General features: G+C 72.8%; 16 protein-coding genes and 1 riboswitch. Of the genes, 12 read left to right on the top strand and 4 right to left on the bottom strand.

Features of this window, described 5'->3' with window-relative positions; genetic code table 11:
• Positions 1-22: 22 nt before the first annotated feature.
• From JSQ78_RS12100 to JSQ78_RS12090, 3 genes are all read right to left on the bottom strand, one after another.
• Positions 23-1,171 (bottom strand): BMP family lipoprotein, encoded by a 1,149-nt coding sequence (locus JSQ78_RS12100; protein WP_211447881.1) that lies wholly within the window; start codon positions 1,169-1,171, stop codon positions 23-25.
• 85 nt (positions 1,172-1,256) lie between these two features.
• Positions 1,257-2,330, bottom strand: a complete 1,074-nt coding sequence (locus tag JSQ78_RS12095) for a BMP family lipoprotein (protein WP_249295686.1) — start codon at positions 2,328-2,330, stop codon at positions 1,257-1,259.
• A 187-nt stretch (positions 2,331-2,517) separates the two neighbouring features.
• A complete protein-coding gene (locus tag JSQ78_RS12090) occupies positions 2,518-3,630 on the bottom strand; it encodes a mannose-1-phosphate guanylyltransferase (protein ID WP_211447879.1) in 1,113 nt (370 codons plus the stop codon).
• A 96-nt stretch (positions 3,631-3,726) separates the two neighbouring features.
• Here JSQ78_RS12090 and JSQ78_RS12085 point away from each other — a divergent pair, with 96 nt between their 5' ends.
• The 8 genes from JSQ78_RS12085 to JSQ78_RS12050 all read left to right on the top strand — a co-directional run bounded on the left by JSQ78_RS12085 (position 3,727) and on the right by JSQ78_RS12050 (position 13,220).
• On the top strand, positions 3,727-4,878 hold the full coding sequence (locus JSQ78_RS12085) for a glycosyltransferase family 4 protein (protein WP_283245023.1): 1,152 nt from the start codon (positions 3,727-3,729) through the stop codon (positions 4,876-4,878).
• 223 nt (positions 4,879-5,101) lie between these two features.
• Positions 5,102-5,449: a succinate dehydrogenase, cytochrome b556 subunit gene (gene sdhC, locus JSQ78_RS12080; protein ID WP_249296067.1), complete on the top strand. Its 348-nt coding sequence runs from the start codon at positions 5,102-5,104 to the stop codon at positions 5,447-5,449.
• Positions 5,449-5,901, top strand: a complete 453-nt coding sequence (locus JSQ78_RS12075; RefSeq protein ID WP_211447876.1) for a succinate dehydrogenase hydrophobic membrane anchor subunit — start codon at positions 5,449-5,451, stop codon at positions 5,899-5,901. The genes sdhC and JSQ78_RS12075 overlap by 1 nt, the downstream gene beginning before the upstream one ends.
• A 27-nt stretch (positions 5,902-5,928) precedes the next feature.
• A complete protein-coding gene (gene sdhA / locus JSQ78_RS12070) occupies positions 5,929-7,716 on the top strand; it encodes a succinate dehydrogenase flavoprotein subunit (protein ID WP_211447874.1) in 1,788 nt (595 codons plus the stop codon).
• A gap of 245 nt (positions 7,717-7,961) precedes the next feature.
• Positions 7,962-8,678 (top strand): succinate dehydrogenase iron-sulfur subunit, encoded by a 717-nt coding sequence (locus JSQ78_RS12065; RefSeq protein WP_051223030.1) that lies wholly within the window; start codon positions 7,962-7,964, stop codon positions 8,676-8,678.
• A gap of 94 nt (positions 8,679-8,772) precedes the next feature.
• Complete coding sequence (locus JSQ78_RS12060; RefSeq protein WP_249295684.1) at positions 8,773-9,594, top strand: TspO/MBR family protein; 822 nt, start codon at positions 8,773-8,775, stop codon at positions 9,592-9,594.
• Positions 9,595-9,645: 51 nt separating this feature from the next.
• Positions 9,646-11,574 (top strand): dynamin family protein, encoded by a 1,929-nt coding sequence (locus JSQ78_RS12055; RefSeq protein WP_249295682.1) that lies wholly within the window; start codon positions 9,646-9,648, stop codon positions 11,572-11,574.
• Positions 11,571-13,220: a GTPase gene (locus JSQ78_RS12050; RefSeq protein WP_211450667.1), complete on the top strand. Its 1,650-nt coding sequence runs from the start codon at positions 11,571-11,573 to the stop codon at positions 13,218-13,220. Before JSQ78_RS12055 ends, JSQ78_RS12050 begins: the two co-directional genes overlap by 4 nt.
• 3 nt (positions 13,221-13,223) lie before the next feature.
• On the opposite strand, the gene ptsP is transcribed toward JSQ78_RS12050, so the two are convergent.
• On the bottom strand, positions 13,224-14,882 hold the full coding sequence (ptsP, locus tag JSQ78_RS12045) for a phosphoenolpyruvate--protein phosphotransferase (RefSeq protein WP_211447871.1): 1,659 nt from the start codon (positions 14,880-14,882) through the stop codon (positions 13,224-13,226).
• 56 nt (positions 14,883-14,938) lie between these two features.
• Here ptsP and JSQ78_RS12040 point away from each other — a divergent pair, with 56 nt between their 5' ends.
• The 4 genes from JSQ78_RS12040 to JSQ78_RS12025 are packed head-to-tail and all read left to right on the top strand — an operon-like array spanning position 14,939 to position 18,386.
• Positions 14,939-15,904 (top strand): YihY/virulence factor BrkB family protein, encoded by a 966-nt coding sequence (locus tag JSQ78_RS12040; RefSeq protein WP_211447869.1) that lies wholly within the window; start codon positions 14,939-14,941, stop codon positions 15,902-15,904.
• Positions 15,905-15,964: 60 nt separating this feature from the next.
• A complete protein-coding gene (locus JSQ78_RS12035; RefSeq protein ID WP_211447867.1) occupies positions 15,965-16,795 on the top strand; it encodes an exodeoxyribonuclease III in 831 nt (276 codons plus the stop codon).
• Positions 16,796-16,818: 23 nt separating this feature from the next.
• Positions 16,819-17,814 (top strand): tryptophan--tRNA ligase, encoded by a 996-nt coding sequence (gene trpS, locus JSQ78_RS12030; protein WP_211447865.1) that lies wholly within the window; start codon positions 16,819-16,821, stop codon positions 17,812-17,814.
• On the top strand, positions 17,811-18,386 hold the full coding sequence (locus JSQ78_RS12025) for a GNAT family N-acetyltransferase (RefSeq protein WP_211447863.1): 576 nt from the start codon (positions 17,811-17,813) through the stop codon (positions 18,384-18,386). The genes trpS and JSQ78_RS12025 overlap by 4 nt, the downstream gene beginning before the upstream one ends.
• A 165-nt stretch (positions 18,387-18,551) precedes the next feature.
• Positions 18,552-18,694, top strand: a riboswitch (FMN riboswitch).
• The last annotated feature ends 48 nt before the right edge of the window (positions 18,695-18,742 follow it).

The following is an 18,742-nucleotide window of genomic DNA, read 5'->3' as shown; positions in this document are numbered from 1 at the left end:
CCCCCACGCGCGCTGTGCCTGGTTACTCCGGGCTCGAGGGCGAGCCGACCTCGATCTCGCCGGCGATGATCGCCGCCTCGATCTCGTCGAGCTCCGCCTGCAGCTCGGGGTCGACCGAGCCCTCGAAGTCGTGGAACGGAGCGATGCTCACGCCCTCGTTCTCGAGCGTGCCGACGTACGGCTCGTTCGAGAAGTTGCCCGCGGCAGCCTCCTCGACGACCGTCTGGACGCCCTGCGACATGCCCTTCATGATCGACGTCAGGAAGAGGTCGGCGTAGTTCGGGGACGTCTCGTAGAGGTCTGCGTCGACGCCCACCATGGCGATGCGGGAGTCATCCCCCGCGTCGCGGATCGCCTCAGCGGCCGAGAGGAAGATCGGGCCACCGACCGGCAGGAGCACGTCAGCTCCCTGCTCGATGAACGTCTGTGCCATCTGCTGCGCGGTCGGACCGGCCTCGAAGCCGCCCGTGAACGAGCCGGTCTGCGCCTCGTGGTCCCAACCGCGGACCTCGACGTTCTCGCCCTTCTGCTCGTTGTAGTACTCCACGCCGGCTGCGAAGCCGTCCATGAAGATCGTGACGGTCGGGTACTGCTGGCCGCCCCACGTGGCGACGATGCCCGACTCCGAGTACGACGCGGCCGCGTAGCCGGCGAGGAACGCCGCCTCAGCCGTGTCGTAGATGATCGGCTTGACGTTCGGCAGGTCGATCGCGTTGTCGTCGATGATCGTGAAGCTGAGGTCGGGGTTCGCCTCGGCAGCCGCGGCGGTCGCCTCGGAGAGCGCGAAGCCGACGGAGACGACCATGTTGCAGCCCTCGTCGATGACGCTCGTCAGGTTGGCGGCGTAGTCGGCCTCCGACTGCGACTCGACCTCGATCGGCTCGACGCCGATCGTCTCAGACGCGGCACGGAGGCCCTCAGCGCCGAGCTGGTTGAAGGAGCGGTCGTCGAAGCCGCCCGCGTCGGAGATGATGCAGGGCTGGATGTCGGTGGTGGCGGCGGGGTCGCCGGACGCGCCCGTCGAGCTCGACGGGGCGTCGGGGGCTGCGGCGCAGCCGGCGAGCAGGAGCGCCGCGCCGAGGGCGATGGCGCCGCCGCGCGCGGCGGAACGGGTGAACTTCAAGGGATCCTCCAGTGCAAAGGACGCTCGCCGCGACGCGGCTGAGCGCATGATGGTCGAGCATACGGCCGCGACGACGCCCGCAACCGCCGCCGCGGGCCACCGAAACGCAATCGTTGCAAACCCTGAGCCTCCGTCAAGGGCTCGAGGGCGACTCCACGGTGATCTCCCCCGCGATGATCTGCTCGCGGAGCGCCTCGAGCTCGGCCTTCGTCTCGTCGCTCACGCGCGCGTCGAGGTCGTGGAACGGGGAGATGTCGACCCCGCCGTTCTCGAGCGTGCCGATGATGGGCTCGTCGGAGATCGTGCCGTCGGCGGCGTCCCCGACCGCGGTGACCACCGCATCCTCGGTGTTCTTCATGATGCTCGTGAGCAGGATGCCGCGGTACTCCTCCGGCAGCGTCTCGAAGCCGTCGTTGTCGACCCAGATGACGAGCGCCGCGCCGCCCGCGTCGATGGATGCGGTGAGCGCGCCCTCGCCGACCTGGCCGGCGACGGGGAGGATGACGTCGGCGCCCTGCGCGAGGAACGCCTCGCTGAGCGAGCGGCCGTTCGCGACGTTCTCGAAGTCGCCGGTGAAGGTGCCGTCCTGCGTCTCGGGGTCCCAGCCGAGCAGCTGCACGTCGGCGCCCTTCGCCTCGTTGTAGGCGTCGATGCCCGCGGCGAAGCCGTCCATGAAGAGGGTCACGGGCGGCTGGTTGCCGCCGCCGAAGGTCGCGACCGTGCCGGTCTCGCTCACCGATGCGGCGGCGTAGCCCGCGAGGAACGCGGCCTGCGCGGTGTCGAAGACGATCGAGCGCACGTTGGGCGCCTCGACGATCTCGTCGACGATCGCGAACTGCACGTCGGGGTTCGTCTCCGCCTGCTCGGCGGTCGCGGCCGCGAGCTCGAAGCCGACGGTGAGGACGAAGCCGCAGCCGGTCTCGACCGCCGCCTGCACGTTGGGCGCGAGGTCGCTCTCGGTCGTCGAGACGAGCACGTTGGCCTCGACGCCGAGCTCGGCCTCGGCGCGCTCCATGCCCGCCCAGCTCGTCTCGTTGAAGGAGCGGTCGTTGAGGCCGCCGGAGTTCGTGACCATCTGCGCGCACTCGAGCGACTGCTCGGCGTCGCCCGAGGCACCGGGCGCGGCGGTCTCGGCGGGCGGCGGGGCGGCGCAGCCGGCGAGCAGCAGCAGGGCGGCGAGCGCGGGGATGGCGAGCGAGCGGGCCACGGTGTCTCCTTCGAGCGGGTCGGCGCCATCGTAACCGGCGGGCGAGGCGCGCGGTGCTGTCCGGTCCTGCGAGCTCGCTCGGTGCTCGCCGACCCCGATCGGGGCGGGTGCGCCCCGGCGGGTCGGGCGCGCCGGCCCCGGTCGGGCGCAGCCGCCCGGTCGAGCGCGAGAGCGGGCGGGCCGCGGCTCAGAGCACGTCGGTGTTGCCCGAGAGGCGCACGGCGTCGACGACCTTCTTCACGCGCTGCGCGTTCGCGGTCGTCGTGACGAGCAGGGCATCCGGGGTGTCGACGACCACGACGTCCTTGATGCCGACCACCGAGACGATGCGATTCGAGTGCGCCACGACGATGCCGCTCGCCGAGTCGGCGAGCACGGTGCCGGCGGTGCCGAGGATCGCGAGCCGGCCGCGACGGCCGCCGTTGTGGAGCTTCGCGACGGCGGAGAAGTCGCCCACGTCGTCCCAGTCGAAGTGGCCGGGGACGACGACCATGTTGCCGCGCGCCGCCGCGGGCTCGGCGACCGAGTAGTCGATCGCGATCTTCTTGAGCTGCGGCCAGAGCCGGTCGACGGCGGGGCCGCGCTTGGCGGGCTCGTCCCACACCTCGGCGAGCTCTTCGATGTGCGCGGCGAGCTCGGGCTCCTCGCGCGCGAGCTCGCCGAGCAGCACGTCGGCGCGGGCGATGAACATGCCGGCGTTCCAGAGATACTCGCCGCTCTCGACGTAGCGCCGCGCCCGGTCGGCGGAGGGCTTCTCGACGAACTCGCGCACGATCGCGGCGCTCGGTGCGCCCTCGATCTCGGCGGAGCCGTTCGTGCGGATGTAGCCGAAGCCGATCGCCGGCTCCGTCGGGGTGATGCCGATCGTGGCGATGCGACCCGATCGGGCGGCCGCGACGCCCTCGGCGACCGCGCGCCGGAACGAGCGCTCGTCGTCGATGACGTGGTCGGCGGCGAACGAGCCGACGATGACGTCGGGCTCCCGCCGGCGCAGGATCGCCGCGCCGAGCGCGATCGCGACGGTCGAGTCGCGCGGGTCGGCCTCGAGCACGATGCTCGCGTCGTCGAGCTCGGGGATCTGCGCCTCGACGGCCGCGCGGTGCGCGCGCCCGGTGACGACGATCGTGCGGCCGGGACCGGCGACCGGCTGCAGCCGATCGAAGGTCGCGCGCAGGAGCGTCTTGCCGCTGCCGGTGAGGTCGTGCAGGAACTTCGGTGCGTCCGCGCGGGAGAGCGGCCACAGCCGCGATCCGACGCCGCCGGCGGGGATGATGCTGCAGAAGTCGTCGAGAGCGGGCATGCCGACGACTCTAGGGGCCAGGCGTGCTGCCGTGAGTTCACCCACCGTTCACCGCGCCCGCGTGACGCGGCCACGCATCCGCCCTACCTTGGCCTCGTGCGCATCGAGCGGGTGGCCATCGTCACGGAGAGCTTCCTCCCCACGGTCAACGGCGTCACGACGTCGGTGTGCCGGGTGCTCGACCACCTCGTCGACACCGGGCGGGAGGCGATCGTCATCGCCCCGCGCTGCGGCGCGCCGGCGCACTACCGCGGCGTGCCGGTGCACGAGGTGCCGTCGGTCGCGTATCGCCAGTTCCCCGTCGGGCTCCCGAGCCCGCAGGTCGCGGCGCTGCTCGCGCGCTTCCAGCCCGACGTGCTGCACGCGGCGAGCCCCTTCATGCTCGGCGGCCAGGCGATCGCCGAGGCCGCCCGCATCGGCCTGCCGAGCGTCGCGATCTACCAGACCGATGTCGCGGGGTTCGCGCGCCGCAACCGGCTCGGCGCGGGCGCCGCCTTCGCGTGGCACGTCATCCGCCTCATCCACAACGGCGCCGACCGCACGCTCGCCCCCTCGAGCGCCGCGATCGCCGACCTCCGGGACGCCGGCGTCAAGCGCATCCACCCGTGGGTGCGCGGCGTCGACCTCGCCGGCTTCCACCCCGACAACCGGCAGGACCCCGCCGCGGCGAGGCTGCGGCGCCGCATCGCGCCGGGCGGCGAGACGATCGTCGGCTACGTCGGCCGCGTCGCTCCCGAGAAGGGGCTCGACCGCTTGCGCGCCCTTGAGGGGCTCGGCGGGATCCGGCTCGCGATCGTCGGCGACGGGCCCGGCATGGCCGAGACGCGGCGCCAGCTCGCCCCGCTCTCGCCCGTCTTCCTCGGCCAGCTGCAGGGCGCGTCGCTGCGCGCGGCGTACGCGGCGATGGATGTCTTCGTCCACACGGGCGCGGAGGAGACGTTCGGGCAGACCCTGCAGGAGGCCGCCGCGAGCGGCCTGCCGGTCGTCGCACCCCGCGCCGGCGGGCCGATCGACCTCGTGGAGCACGCCACGACCGGCTTCCTCTTCGAGCCCGACGACGCATCCGACCTCCGGAGCGCGATCGGGGCGCTCGTCGACGACGCGGCGATGCGGTCGCGGATGGGCGAGGCCGGCCGGCGGCGCGTGCTCGGCCGGTCGTGGTCGGCGGTGTGCGACGAGCTGCTCGGCCACTATGAGGCGGCGGCCCAGCGCGCGCTGCGCGGCGCCGGCGGCCTCGTCGACGCGTAGTGCGCACGGCGTGTCGCGGCCGTTCGCCGAGGGCGTGCGCGAGGCGGCACGCGATCGGGCGCGAACCGGAGCAGTGCTCCCCGCGGGCATAGGATGGAGGCACTAGCCCGGTCAATCCTTGGAGGGAACGCGCGTGTCTGAGACATCGAGCAGCCTCACCCTCCCCGACCCCGCGCCCCGGAAGACCTCGTTCAGCGGCACGCTGTATCGCGGCAACGAGGGCATGTGGTCGTGGGTGCTGCACCGAATCACCGGTGTGGCGATCTACTTCTTCCTGCTGGTGCACGTGCTCGACACGGCACTCATCCGGGTCAGCCCCGAGGCGTACAACGCCGTCATGGCGACCTACAAGAACCCCATCATGGGGCTCGGCGAGACGGTGCTCGTCGGTGCCGTAGTGCTCCACGCCCTCAACGGCCTGCGCATCATCCTGGTCGACGTGTGGCCGTGGGCGACGCGCAACCAGCGCCCGCTCTTCTGGATCGTGATGGGGCTCGTGGTCGTGCTGATGGCCTACTTCGTGCCGAACCACCTCATCAACGTCTTCTCGCCGATGGAGGGTGGCCACTGATGACCGCCACGATCGAGACCCCGAACTACGCCTACCCCGCGCGCTCGAAGCGCGGACCGAGCTTCGAGAAGGCCGGCTGGATCTTCATGCGCGCCTCCGGCGTCGTGCTGGTCGTGCTCATCTTCGGCCACCTCGCCTACAACCTCATCTGGACGCCGGGCGGCATCCACGCCATCGACTTCGGCTTCGTGGGCGGCAAGCTCGCCGACCCGTTCTGGCAGTGGTGGGACGTCACGATGCTCTGGCTCGCGATCCTGCACGGCTCGAACGGCATGCGCACGATCGTGAACGACTACGTGCACAAGCCGCGCATCCGCCAGATCGCGCTCGGCGCGATCGCGGTCGCCGCAGCGATCCTCATCCTGCTCGGCACGCTCATCACGTTCACGTTCAACCCCTGCCCGCCGACCGCAGACCCCTCGCTGCTGCCGTCGTTCTGCGCAGACCTCTAAGCACGAGATCCGGAGATCACCAGGTACATGGCTGAGACGAGTACCGTCACCGACGGCATCCACTACCACCAGCACGACGTGCTCATCATCGGCGGCGGCGGCGCGGGCATGCGCGCCGCGATCGAAGCAGCCCCGAAGGCGTCGACGGCCGTCATCACGAAGCTCTACCCGACCCGCTCCCACACGGGCGCGGCGCAGGGCGGCATGGCCGCCGCGCTCGCGAACGTCGAGGAGGACAGCAACGAGTGGCACACGTACGACACGATCAAGGGCGGTGACTACCTCACCGACCAGGACTCGGCCGAGATCCTGACGCGCGAGGCCATCGACGCGGTCTACGACCTCGAGAACATGGGCCTGCCGTTCAACCGCACCCCGGACGGCAAGATCGACCAGCGCCGCTTCGGCGGGCACACGCGCGACCACGGCAAGGCGCCCGTGCGCCGCGCGTGCTACGCGGCCGACCGCACCGGCCACATGATCCTGCAGACGCTGTACCAGAACTGCGTGAAGCACGGCGTCGAGTTCTTCAACGAGTTCTACGCGCTCGACCTCATCATGACCGAGACGCCCCAGGGAAAGCGCGTCGCGGGAGTCGTCTCCTACGAGCTCGCGACGGGCGAGATCCACGTCTTCCAGGGCAAGGCGGTCGTGTTCGCGACCGGCGGCTTCGGCAAGATCTACAAGACCACTTCGAACGCCCACACCCTCACGGGCGACGGCGTCGGCATCATCTGGCGCAAGGGCCTGCCGCTCGAGGACATGGAGTTCTACCAGTTCCACCCGACGGGCCTCGCGGGCCTCGGCATCCTCCTCACCGAGGGTGCGCGCGGCGAGGGCGCGATCCTCCGCAACGCCTCGGGCGAGCGCTTCATGGAGCGCTACGCGCCGACCATCAAGGACCTCGCGCCGCGCGACATCGTCGCCCGGTCGATGGTGCAGGAGGTGCTCGACGGCCGCGGCGCGGGCCCGAACAAGGACTACGTCTACCTCGACTGCACCCACCTGGGCGCCGAGGTGCTCGAGACGAAGCTGCCCGACATCACCGAGTTCGCCCGCACCTACCTGGGCGTCGACCCGGTCGTCGAGCGCGTGCCCGTCTACCCGACCGCGCACTACGCGATGGGCGGCATCCCGACGAACAACGACGCCGAGGTGCTCGCCGACAACGACACCGTCATCCCGGGCCTCTACGCGGCCGGCGAGTGCGCGTGCGTCTCGGTGCACGGCGCGAACCGCCTCGGCACGAACTCGCTGCTCGACATCAACGTGTTCGGCAAGCGCGCCGGCAACAACGCCGTCGACTACGCGCAGCGGGCCGACTTCGTCGACCTGCCCGCGGATGCCGCGGACGGCGTGGTGAAGATGCTCGCCCAGCTGCGCGAGGGCACGGGCACCGAGTCGGTCGCCGAGATCCGCAAGGCGCTGCAGGAGACGATGGACCGCAACGCCCAGGTGTTCCGCACCGAGGAGACGCTGCAGACCGCGCTCGCCGACATCGCGAAGCTCCGCTCCCGGTACCCGAACGTGCGCATCCACGACCGCGGCCGGCGCTTCAACACCGACCTGCTCGAGGCCGTCGAGCTCGGCTTCCTGCTCGACCTCGCGGAGGTGGTCGTCGTGTCGGCGATCAACCGCAAGGAGTCGCGCGGCGCGCACATGCGCGACGACTTCCCCACGCGCGACGACGTCAACTACATGCAGCACACCATGGCGTACCGGACGGACGCCGAGACGGGCGCCAGCCAGGGCATCCGCCTCGACTGGAAGCCGGTGCGCATGACCCACTACCAGCCGACGGAGCGGAAGTACTGATGAGCGACAGCCAGCTGCCACAGGGCGACCCCAAGGGCCAGGACTCGGGCGTCCACGCCTCGCAGAGCGGCCCCACCGGCGCTCCGACGCCGATGGCCGACCGCCCCGATTCGGTCTCGACCGACGACCAGTCGAGCGCGCACCAGGTCGCCGAGGCGGCCGCGCAGTCGTCGACCGAGCCGAAGCCGGTCGAGAACGAGTACGACGGCGCCGACCGGGAGACGCAGCCGGCTCCGTCGCACGACGTGCCGGAGTCGTTCAACGTCACCGTCATCGTGCGCCGCTACGACCCGGAGGTCGACGACGAGCCGCGCTGGGTCGACTACGACGTGCAGATGTACCCGACCGAGCGCATCCTCGACGCCCTGCACCGCATCAAGTGGGAGCAGGACCCGAGCCTCGCGTTCCGCCGCTCGTGCGCGCACGGCATCTGCGGCTCCGACGCGATGCGCATCAACGGCAAGAACCGCCTCGCCTGCAAGGCGCTCGTGAAGGACTTCGACATCTCGAAGCCCATCTACGTCGAGGCGATCAAGGGCTTGCCGCTCGAGAAGGACCTCATCGTCAACATGGAGCCGTTCTTCGACTCCTACCGCGAGATCCAGCCCTTCCTCCAGGCGGCGTCGAAGCCCGAGAAGGAGCGCCACCAGACGATCGCGCAGCGCGAGCGCTTCGACGACACGACGAAGTGCATCCTGTGCGCGGCGTGCACGACCTCGTGCCCCGTCTTCTGGACCGACGGCCAGTACTTCGGCCCGGCCGCGATCGTGAACGCGCACCGCTTCATCTTCGACTCGCGCGACGAGGCGAGCCAGGTGCGGCTCGACATCCTCAACGACAAGGAGGGCGTGTGGCGCTGCCGCACGACCTTCAACTGCACGGATGCGTGCCCGCGCGGCATCCAGGTCACCAAGGCGATCGCAGAGGTCAAGCAGGCGCTCATCTCCGGCGTCAAGCTCTAGGAGAGCCTGTCGCTCGAAGGGTCGGTCCCGCTCGGGACCGACCCTTCGTCGTCTCGTCCAGGAGATTGTTAGCCTGGCAACCTATCGTCGGGCCATGGCCACCGCATCCGAGACCGGTGCCCTCCACTCGAGGAACGGCGCTTTGACGACCGCCGATCGAGTGCGCGCGTGGGCGGCGCTGCTCGCACTGCCGATCACGATCGCCGCCGCCGCGCTCGGCGGCGGGCTCTTCGGCGGCCAGGAGATCGGCTCGTCCGCGGGCGGCGCGCTCTCCGACGCCGCGACGCCGATCGCGCCCGACGGCCCGGCCTTCTCGATCTGGAGCGTCATCTACTTCGGCCTCGCCGCCTACGCGGTGTGGCAGGTGCTGCCCAGGCAGCACGCCGACCGCCGCCAGCGCGCGACCGGCTGGCTCGCGATCGCCTCGCTCGTGCTCAACGCCGCGTGGATCCTCGCCGCGCAGGCCGACGTGCTGTGGCTCACCGAGGTCATCATCGTCGCGCTGCTCGCGGTGCTCATCGCGATCTTCGTGCTGCTGCGCCGCGGGCGCCCCGACTCGCGGATCGAGGCGCTCGTCGTCGACGGGACGTTCGGCCTCTACCTCGGCTGGGTCTCGGTCGCCACCGCCGCGAACACCGCCGCGCTCCTCGCCGACCTCGGCGTCCAGCCGGAGCCCTTCGAGCCGTGGGCGATCGCGGTGCTCGCGGTCGTCGCGCTCGTGGGCGTCGCGCTCGCGCTCTGGAGCCGCGGCCGCATCGCGCCCGCGCTCGCCATGACGTGGGGCCTGTCGTGGATCGCCGTCGGCCGGTGCACGGGCGAGCTGGAGTCGGTGCCCACCGGCATCGCGGCGATCGTGGCCGCCGCGCTCATCGCGATCGCGACCGTCGTTGCGCGACTCCGCGACCGGCGCCGCTGAGGGCGGCGCAGCACCCAGCCAGGAGCGCGTGCGATGGGGCAGACTGGCGGCGTGACCGAGACGATCGCCGCGCTCGACCGGCTGGACGCGCTGCGGGCAGCGCTCGACGGCGTCGCGCTGCCGCTCGCCGTCGCGGGCGCCGACGCCGCGCGCGACGCGCGGAAGGCTGCGGTGCGGCAGATCGACGACTACATCCAGCCGCGGCTCGCGCACCTCGACGCGCCGCTGCTCGCGGTCGTCGGCGGCTCGACCGGCGCGGGCAAGTCGACGCTCGTCAACGCCCTCGTCGGCCACCCCGTCACGCGCACGGGCGTCATCCGGCCCACGACCCGGCAGCCGATCCTGCTCCACGCCCCGGCCGACGGCGCGTGGTTCGCCTCCACGCGCATCCTCCCCGGGCTCGCGCGCATCACGGGCGTCGTGCGCGAGGCGCCGTCGCACGAGGCGGGCGACGACCCCGACGCGGCGCTCGTCGGCTCGGTCGTGCTCGTCGCCGACGAGCGCGTGACGCGCGACCTCGCGATCCTCGACGCGCCCGACGTCGACTCGATCGCCGACGAGAACCGGCAGCTCGCCGCCCAGCTGCTCGCTGCGGCCGACCTCTGGCTCTTCTGCACGACCGCCAACCGCTACGCCGACGCGGTGCCGTGGCGCCTGCTCGACGACGCCGCGGCGCGCGACATCACGGTCGGCGTCGTGCTGAACCGCGTGCCGCCCGGCGCCGAGGCCGAGGTCGAGGCCGACCTGCGGCAGATGCTCGCCGCGCGCGGGCTCGGCACCGCACCCGTCTTCGTCGTCACCGAGTCGCCGCTCGACGAGCGCGGCATGCTGCCGGCCGGCACCGCCGCCGCGGTCGGCGGCTGGCTGCAGGGCATCGCGGGCGACCGCGCAGAGCGCGCCCGCGTCGCCGGGCGCACGCTCGCCGGGGCGGTCGAGCGGCTCGCGGTCACGGCTCGCGCGGTCGCGGAGGCGCGCGACGAGCAGCTCGTCGTCGTGCGCGACCTGCGCGCCACGGTGCGCACGGCGCACGAGGACGCGGCCGAGCGCGTGCACGACGCGACGCGCGACGGCGTGCTGCTGCGCGGCGAGGTGCTCGCCCGCTGGCAGGACTTCGTCGGCACCTCCGACGTCTTCCGCACGGTCGAGTCCTGGTACTCCAAGACGCGCGACCGCGTCGTCGCGTGGTTCCACGGCCGACCGCCGCCGGCCGTCGAGATCGAGCACGAGATCGAGAGCGGACTGCACGCCGTCATGGTCGACGAGGCCGGCCGCGCCGCATCCGACGCCTGGTCGCGCGTGCGGCAGGGCGCGGTCGGGCGGCAGCTGACGAGCGGCGTCGACCTCGCGCATCCGACCCCCGACCTCTCGGAGCGCGCGAGCCGGCTCGTGCGCGAGTGGCAGCAGGGTCTCATCGAGCTCATCACCGAGCAGGCCGCGGGCAAGCGCACGAAGGCACGCGTCATGTCGCTCGGCCTCAACGTCATCACCGTCGCGCTCATGGTCGTCGTGTTCGGCTCGACCGGCGGCCTCACGGGCGCCGAGCTCGCGATCGCGGGCGGCTCGGCGGTCGTCGGGCAGAAGCTGCTCGAGACGATCTTCGGCGAGGACGCCGTGCGCCGGCTCGCCGCGCAGGCGCGCGACGACCTCGACGCGCGGGTGCGCGCGCTCATGGACGCCGAGGCGGCGCGATGGGATGCGCTGCTCGAGCCGGTCGAGCGGGGCACGACGGCGGATGCGCTGCGCGACCGGGCGGTCGAGCTCGAGACCGCGATGCGGTCGGTCGGCACCGCGGCGAGTGCGCCGTCCCGCGAGGTGCAGCGCAGCGACCTCGTCGAGGCGGAGGTGCTCGACGACGACGTCGAGCCGCCGCTCGAGGGCGAGGCGGACGAGGTGCGCGAGCTCGAGCCGCGCTCGGGCTGGGCACCGCCCCCGGTGCTGCCTCGCGCGCGCCCCGGCGATGCCGACGAGGCGGCACGGTGAGCGAGCCGACCGTCGACGCGCTGCTCGGCGCGCTCTCGGAGGCCGCTGAGCTCGGCGCGGGCCGCGTGCCGGAGGACGACCTCGAGGCGGTGCGACGCATCGTCGCGAGCGCCGCCGAGCGCCGCGCGCTCTCGTCGGAGCACACCGTCGTCGGCTTCTTCGGCGCGACGGGCTCCGGCAAGTCGTCGCTCATGAACGCCCTCGCGGGTGAGCAGATCGCGACGACGCACGTGCGCCGCCCGACCACCTCGGTGCCGCTCGCCGCGGTCTGGAACCCGCGTGGCGCATCCGCCTTGCTCGACTGGCTGCAGGTGAGCGACCGGCGGATCATGGAGCGGCCCTTCGCCACCGATCCCGCCCCTGGGCAGGAGCTCTCGCTCATCGTGCTCGACCTGCCCGACTTCGACTCGGTCGCGCTCGAGCACCGGGCGATCGCCGAGCGGCTCGCTGGCCAGGTCGACGTGCTCGTGTGGGTCGTCGACCCGCAGAAGTACGCCGACGCCGTCATCCACCGCGACTTCATCGCGCCGCTTGCGAGCCACGCGGCGGTCACGACCGCGGTGCTCAACCAGGTCGACCGGCTGCCCGAGGCCGAGGTGGGCCGCGTCGTCGAGTCGCTGCGCGGGCTGCTGCGCCGCGATGGGCTCGGCGACGTGCTCGTGCTGCCGGTCTCGGCGACGACCGGCGCGGGCGTCGACGACCTGCGGCGCGTGATCGCGCGCTTCGCGGCCGAGCGGAAGGCCGCGTCGCAGCGCCTCGCGGCCGACATCCGCTCGGTCGCGGGCCGGCTCGAGGCCGCGGGCGTGCCGGGCAAGGTGCGCTCCGCCGACACGCAGTCGCTCGAGCGCGGGCTCGCCGCGGCCGCGAACGTCGACGCGGTCGCGGGCGCGGTCGCCGGCTCCTATCGCAAGCGCGCCGGGCAGGCGACGGGCTGGCCGCTCACGTCGTGGGTGCTGCGGCTCGCGCCCGACCCGCTGCGCCGCCTCCACCTGGCGCCCGGGCCGAGCGAGCGGCGCGACGCCGAGGTGCACCGCACGAGCCTGCCGCCGATGAGCGCCGCGCAGCGCGCGCAGGCCGGCACCGCGGTGCGCGCCTACGCCGACACAGCCGCGGCGGGGCTCGGCGACGGCTGGTCGGCCGCGATCCACGAGCACGCGGCGGATGCGCTCGAGTCGCTGCCGCCGGAGCTCGACCGGGCGGTCGCGCGCACCGACCTCGGCGCCCGCGCCTCGTGGTGGTGGCCGCTGCTCGGGGCGATCCAGTGGCTCGCGCTCATCGCCGCCGTGCTCGGCGGCGTGTGGCTGCTGCTGCCGGTGCTGCTGCCGCTGTGGGGCATGGTCGCACCGGTCATCCCGCAGGTCGAGGGCACGGCGACGTGGCTCGACGGCTGGCCCATCCCGCTCGCCCTGCTCATCGGCGGACTGCTGCTCGGCGTCGTGCTCGGCATCGTCGGCGCGATCATCGGCGGCGCCGTCGGCGCGGCGCGGCGGGCGCGCGCGAGGCGGCGGCTGCGCAAGCAGGTCAGCGCGGTCGCACGGGAGGTCGTCGTGCTGCCGATCGAGGGCGAGCGCGAGCGGGCGCGCGAGTTCGCGGTCGCGATCGCGCGAGCGCAGGGCTCGCGGAAGCGAACCCCCGGGGCGGGCTGAGCCTCAGCCCGCGGCAACGGCGGCGGCGAGCTGCCGCGCGTCGGCGGCCGAGCGGGCGCCGAGCACGCGCTCGGCCCGCGCCCGCGCCTGACCGAGCGTCACGGTCAGCAGCTCGGCGCGCACGTCGGCGATCGCCGACGCGCTCATCGAGAGCGTCGTGACGCCGAGCCCGACGAGCACGACCGCGAGCGCCGGGTCGGCAGCCGCCTCGCCGCAGACGCCCACCGGCTTGCCAGCGCGAGCCCCCGCATCCCCCAGCATCTTCACGAGCCGCAGCACCGCGGGGTGCCACGGGTCCTGCAGCGCCGCGACGGAGCCGAGCTGCCGATCGGCGGCGAGCGTGTACTGCGTGAGGTCGTTCGTGCCGATCGAGACGAAGTCGCACGCCTCGACCACCTGGTCGGCGACGACGGCGATCGAGGGCACCTCGGCCATCGCGCCGACGACCTTGAGCCCGAGCTCGCGCCCGAGCGCGACGAAGTACTCCGCCTCCTCCACGTCGGCGATCATCGGCGCCATCACCCACAGCTCGGCGTCGGTCGCCGCGTCGGCGTTCGCGAGCGCCGTGAGCTGGTCGCGCAGGATCGCCTCGTTCGCGCGCAGCGCGCGGATGCCGCGCAGCCCGAGCGCCGGGTTCTCCTCGTGCGCGTCGTTCAGGAACGCGAGCGGCTTGTCGGCGCCCGCGTCGAGCACGCGCGCGACGACCTTCTTGCCGGGGAAGGCCTCGAGCAGCTCGGTGTACGACGCCGTCTGCTGCTCGACGCTCGGGGCGCTCGACGCGTCGAGGAAGAGGAACTCGGTGCGGAAGAGCCCGACGCCCTCGGCGCCGGCGGCGACGGCGGCCGCCGCGTCCTTGGGCGAGCCGACGTTGGCGAGCAGCGGCACCTCCGTGCCGTCGGCGAGCGCCCCCGCCGTGATGGGCGCCGAGGCTGCGGCGAGGCGCGCCTCGCGCTCGGCGAGCGCGGCGTCGACGGCTGCGTCGTCGGGGTCGAGCTCGACGGTGCCGGCCCGCGCGTCCACGATCGCGCGCTGCCCGTCAGCCGCCGCGTCGAGCAGCCCGACGACGCCCACGACCGCCGGGAGCGACTTCGAGCGGGCGAGGATCGCGGTGTGGGACGTCGGCCCGCCCTCCTGGGTCACGAGCGCGAGCGTCCTCTCGAGGTCGAGGGTCGCGGTGTCGGCGGGCGCGAGGTCGCGCGCGACGAGGATGAACGGCTCGTCGGAGACGGGCACGCCGGGTGCCGCGACGCCGCGCAGCCGCGCGACGACACGCTGCGCGACGTCGTCGAGGTCGGTGGCGCGCTCGGCCATGTAGCCGCCCATCGCGGTGAGCATCTCGCGGAACTGGGCATACGCATCCCACGTCGCCCGCTCGGCGTTCGCCCCGCCGTCGAGCCGCGAGCGCACGTCGTCGAGGATCGCCGGATCCTGCGCCATGAGCGCCGCTGCCTCGAGCACCTGCTGCGCCTCGCCGCCCGCGGCGGCGGCGCGCGCGTTGAGCTCGTCGGCGACGTGCGCGAGCGCCTGCTGCACGCGGGCATGCTCTGCATCGACGTCGGCGGCGAGCGGCTCGTCGCTCGGCGGCGCGAGCGGCTCCGGCATCCTCAGCACCTTCGCGGCAGCGATGCCGCGCCCGACCCCGACTCCTGCGAGCGCACTCATGCTGCAACACTACGCTGGGCTCGCCGAGCGTTGCCACGAGCGTGCGAGGGGGGCCCATGAAGCAGCTGGTCGACCGCGTGATGCGGTCGTGGCCGGTGCGGGCGTGGCAGCGCTTCCTCGAGCTGCGCGGCCCCGTGCTCGCGCAGGGCATGACCCTGCAGGCGTTCCTCTCGCTCTTCGCCGCCCTCTTCCTCGCCTTCTCCATCTTCATGGCGGTGCTCGGCGACAACGTCGTGCTGCGGGAAGCCGTCATCGAGTCGATCGGCGCCGCGATCCCCGGCCTGCTCGGGCCAGAGGGTGCGCTCGACGTCGAGCAGCTCACGGGCTCGAGCATCGTCGGCTACACCGGCCCCATCGCCTCGGTCACGATCCTCATCACCGCGATCGCGTGGATCGCGGTGAGCCGCGAGGGCTTCCGGGCGATGTTCGACCTGGGCCCGGCGCCCTCGAACTTCTTCCTGCTGAAGCTCGGCGACCTCGGCGTCGCGATCGGCATCGGGCTGCTCGTCGTGGTCTCCTCCGCCGTGCTCGTGGTGACGCAGAGCCTCGCCGACGCGCTCGGCCTCGGGTGGACGGCGCAGCTCATCGGCTACGCGGTGCAGCTCGTGCTCGACTCGACGGTCGTGCTGCTGCTCTACCGCTTCGGCGGGCGGCTGCGGCTTCCCGCGAAGCAGATCGTGCCCGCTGCTCTCGCGTGCGGCGTCGCGTTCTTCGTGCTCAAGCAGCTCGCGACCCTGCTGTTCCGCGGGGTCGAGAACAATCCGCTGCTCGCGGGCATCGCCGCGCCCGTCATCATCCTCATCTGGCTCGGCTTCATCATGCAGGTGCTGCTCATCGTGCTCGCGCTCGTCGCGGTCACCGACACGGGCCGCGCCTACACGCGGCTCGTCGAGATCGGCGGGCTCGACGCGACGCTCACGCCCGAGCGGACGGCGGAGCTGCTCGAGGAGGTGCGGGCCGCTCGCCGCGACGGCGACGACGCCGCGAAGGTGCACCGCCGGCTCGCGAAGCGGCTCCGCTGAGCAGCGCGGGCGCGCCCGCCGCGGCGCCGCCCGTCGGCGCGCCTCGGTAGGCTCGATCGCATGGTCCGCATCGCCTCCGTCAACGTCAACGGCGTGCGCGCCGCCTTCCGCAAGGGCATGGGCGAGTGGCTCGAGGCCGGCGGCTTCGACGTCGTCGCGCTGCAGGAGGTGCGCGCGCTCGACGAGGACCTGCTGCCGCTCGTGCCGGGCTGGCACGTGCTGCACGACCCGGCGACAGCGAAGGGCCGTGCGGGCGTCGCCGTGCTCTCGCGCGAGCCGTCGATCGAGCACCGCACCGACATCGGGCTGAAGACCTTCGACACGAAGGGCCGCTGGCTCGAGGCCGACTTCCTCGTCGGCGAGACGTTGCTCACGGTCGTCTCGGCCTACGTGCACTCGGGCGGCGAGGTCGGCAGCCAGAAGCAGGACGACAAGTACCGCTTCCTCGAGTCGATGGCCAAGCGCCTCCCGCAGCTGCGGCAGCGCACCGAGCACGCCGTCGTGATGGGCGACTTCAACGTCGGCCACACGCCCCTCGACATCAAGAACTGGAAGGGCAACCAGAAGAACGCCGGCTTCCTGCCCGAGGAGCGCAGCTACCTCGACCGCTTCTTCGGCACCGGCATGGTGACGGGCGTCGACGGCAAGCGCGGCCGCGGGCACGGCTGGGTCGACGTCGGCCGCGCGGCGCATCCCGACCGGGACGGCCCCTACACGTGGTGGTCGCAGCGCGGGAAGGCGTTCGACACCGACACCGGCTGGCGCATCGACTACCACATGGCCTCCCCCGCGCTCGCGCAGGTCGCCCGCGACTACCGCATCGACCGGGCGAGCGCGTGGGACACGCGCTGGTCCGACCACGCGCCCGTGATCGTCGACTACGACCTGTGACCGCTCACTCGAGGAACGCATCCATGACCAACCCCCGCCTCTACTCAGGCATGCAGCCCTCCTCGGGCTCGCTCCACCTCGGCAACTACATCGGCGCGCTGCAGCAGTGGCGCGCGATGCAGGGCGAGAACGACGCCTTCTTCTCGATCGTCGACCTGCACGCGATCACGGTGCCCCAGGCCCCGGATGTGCTGCGCGAGCAGGTGCGGACGCTCGCCGCGCAGTACATCGCGGGCGGCATCGACCCCGACCGCTCGTGCCTGTACGTGCAGTCGCACGTCGCCGCGCACGCGCAGCTGCAGTGGCTGCTCGCGACCATCACGGGCTTCGGCGAGGCGAGCCGGATGACGCAGTTCAAGGACAAGACGGTCAAGGGCGGGCAGGAGTCGGCCTCCGTCGGCCTGTTCACCTACCCGATCCTGATGGCCGCCGACATCCTGCTCTACGACACGGAGGTCGTGCCTGTCGGCGACGACCAGAAGCAGCACGTCGAGCTCACGCGAGACCTCGCCGAGCGCTTCAACAAGCGCTTCGGGAAGACGTTCACGGTGCCGAAGCCCGTGATCCTCGCCGGCGGCGCGCGCATCTACGACCTGCAGTCGCCGGAGTCGAAGATGTCGAAGTCGGCCGACAACGACAAGGGCGTCATCTGGCTGCTCGACGAGCCCTCGAAGACGGCGAAGAAGATCCGCTCGGCCGTCACCGACACCGACGGCTCGATCCGGGCCGACCGGGCCGAGAAGCCCGGCGTCACGAACCTGCTCGACATCCTCTCGGCCATGACCGGCACCCCCGTCGCCGCGCTCGAGGCGGAGTTCGCGGGCGAGGGCTACGGCGTCTTCAAGACCGCGGTCGCCGACGCCGTCGTCGCCGAGCTCGCGCCCGTGCGGGAGCGCACGCTCGAGCTGCTCGACGACCCCGCTGAGCTCGACCGGCTGCTCGCCGCGAACGCCGAGCGCGCTGCCGAGGTGGCCGATGCGACGCTCGCCCGCGCGCTGGGGGCGATGGGGCTGCGATGAGCGCCGCGCCGCTCGCGGGCCCCTCGCTGCCGGTGCTCGGCCGCACGGTGCTGCTGACGGCGCTCCGCGAGGACGACGTCGACCGGGTCGTCGAGGCGTGCTCGACGGAGCAGGCGCGGCGCTTCCTCGACACCCCGTGGCCCTACTCGCGCGCCGACGCGGAGGGCTTCGTGCGGGAGTTCGCGCCCGCCGGCTGGCGCGGCGAGCACGACGAGCGCGTATGGGCGATCCGCGAGTCGATCCGCGGGCCGCTCGCTGGCGTCATCGGCCTCCGCACCGAGCGCGGCGAGGTGGGCTTCTGGCTGCACCCCGACGCCCAGGGCAAGGGCCACATGGCGGATGCGCTGCGCACCGTGGTCGGGCACGCGGAGGGCTGCTTGACGTGGCCGGAGGTGCACTGGCGCTGCCACGACGGCAACCTCGGCTCGATGCGCGTCGCGAAGGCGGCAGGCTTCGCCTACCTCGGCACCGTCCCGGGCACGCAGCGCGGCGAGCCGGTGCTGCAGCACCACGCCGTGCGGGTCGCGTCGGGCATGCCCGCGACCGCGCGCCCCTGGCCGCCCCTCGACTGACCGCCTCGCTCTTCCGCCCCGCCCACTTCCCCGCAGAGTGCCGACACTCTGCGCTCAGCGGCCCCGTCCGCGGCAGAGTGCCGACACTCTGCGCTCAGCGGGTGGAACAGCGGATGCGCGAGCGGGAATGGGGAGCGCGAGAGGCGAGTTGTAGGGTGGCAAGTGCAACGTGCCCGGGGTCAGTGCAAGTCTGAACCGGCGGTGAGAGTCCGCGACCCGAGAGGCCCGCTCGAATCCGAGCGGCCGATCGGCTGAGCTGGTGGAATTCCAGCACCGACGGTGAGAGTCCGGAGGGGAGGCGCACGTGGGGTCGCTCGCGACCCCCCGTTGCCCGCGCGCGTTCGGAAGGGAACGGC

It is taken from the genome of Agrococcus sp. Marseille-Q4369 (assembly GCF_018308945.1).
Lineage (GTDB): Bacteria > Actinomycetota > Actinomycetes > Actinomycetales > Microbacteriaceae > Agrococcus.
This window is presented reverse-complemented; position numbering and strand designations above follow the sequence as displayed.

Excerpts from the sequence above, each read along its gene's own strand:
- JSQ78_RS12100 (WP_211447881.1), bottom strand. The coding sequence starts at position 1,171 with ATGCGCTCAGCCGCGTCGCGGCGAGCGTCCTTTGCACTGGAGGATCCC.
- JSQ78_RS12090 (WP_211447879.1), bottom strand. The coding sequence starts at position 3,630 with ATGCCCGCTCTCGACGACTTCTGCAGCATCATCCCCGCCGGCGGCGTC.
- sdhC (WP_249296067.1), top strand. The coding sequence starts at position 5,102 with ATGTGGTCGTGGGTGCTGCACCGAATCACCGGTGTGGCGATCTACTTC.
- JSQ78_RS12075 (WP_211447876.1), top strand. The coding sequence starts at position 5,449 with ATGACCGCCACGATCGAGACCCCGAACTACGCCTACCCCGCGCGCTCG.
- sdhA (WP_211447874.1), top strand. The coding sequence starts at position 5,929 with ATGGCTGAGACGAGTACCGTCACCGACGGCATCCACTACCACCAGCAC.
- JSQ78_RS12060 (WP_249295684.1), top strand. The coding sequence starts at position 8,773 with ATGGCCACCGCATCCGAGACCGGTGCCCTCCACTCGAGGAACGGCGCT.
- ptsP (WP_211447871.1), bottom strand. The coding sequence starts at position 14,882 with ATGAGTGCGCTCGCAGGAGTCGGGGTCGGGCGCGGCATCGCTGCCGCG.
- JSQ78_RS12040 (WP_211447869.1), top strand. The coding sequence starts at position 14,939 with ATGAAGCAGCTGGTCGACCGCGTGATGCGGTCGTGGCCGGTGCGGGCG.
- JSQ78_RS12035 (WP_211447867.1), top strand. The coding sequence starts at position 15,965 with ATGGTCCGCATCGCCTCCGTCAACGTCAACGGCGTGCGCGCCGCCTTC.
- trpS (WP_211447865.1), top strand. The coding sequence starts at position 16,819 with ATGACCAACCCCCGCCTCTACTCAGGCATGCAGCCCTCCTCGGGCTCG.
- JSQ78_RS12025 (WP_211447863.1), top strand. The coding sequence starts at position 17,811 with ATGAGCGCCGCGCCGCTCGCGGGCCCCTCGCTGCCGGTGCTCGGCCGC.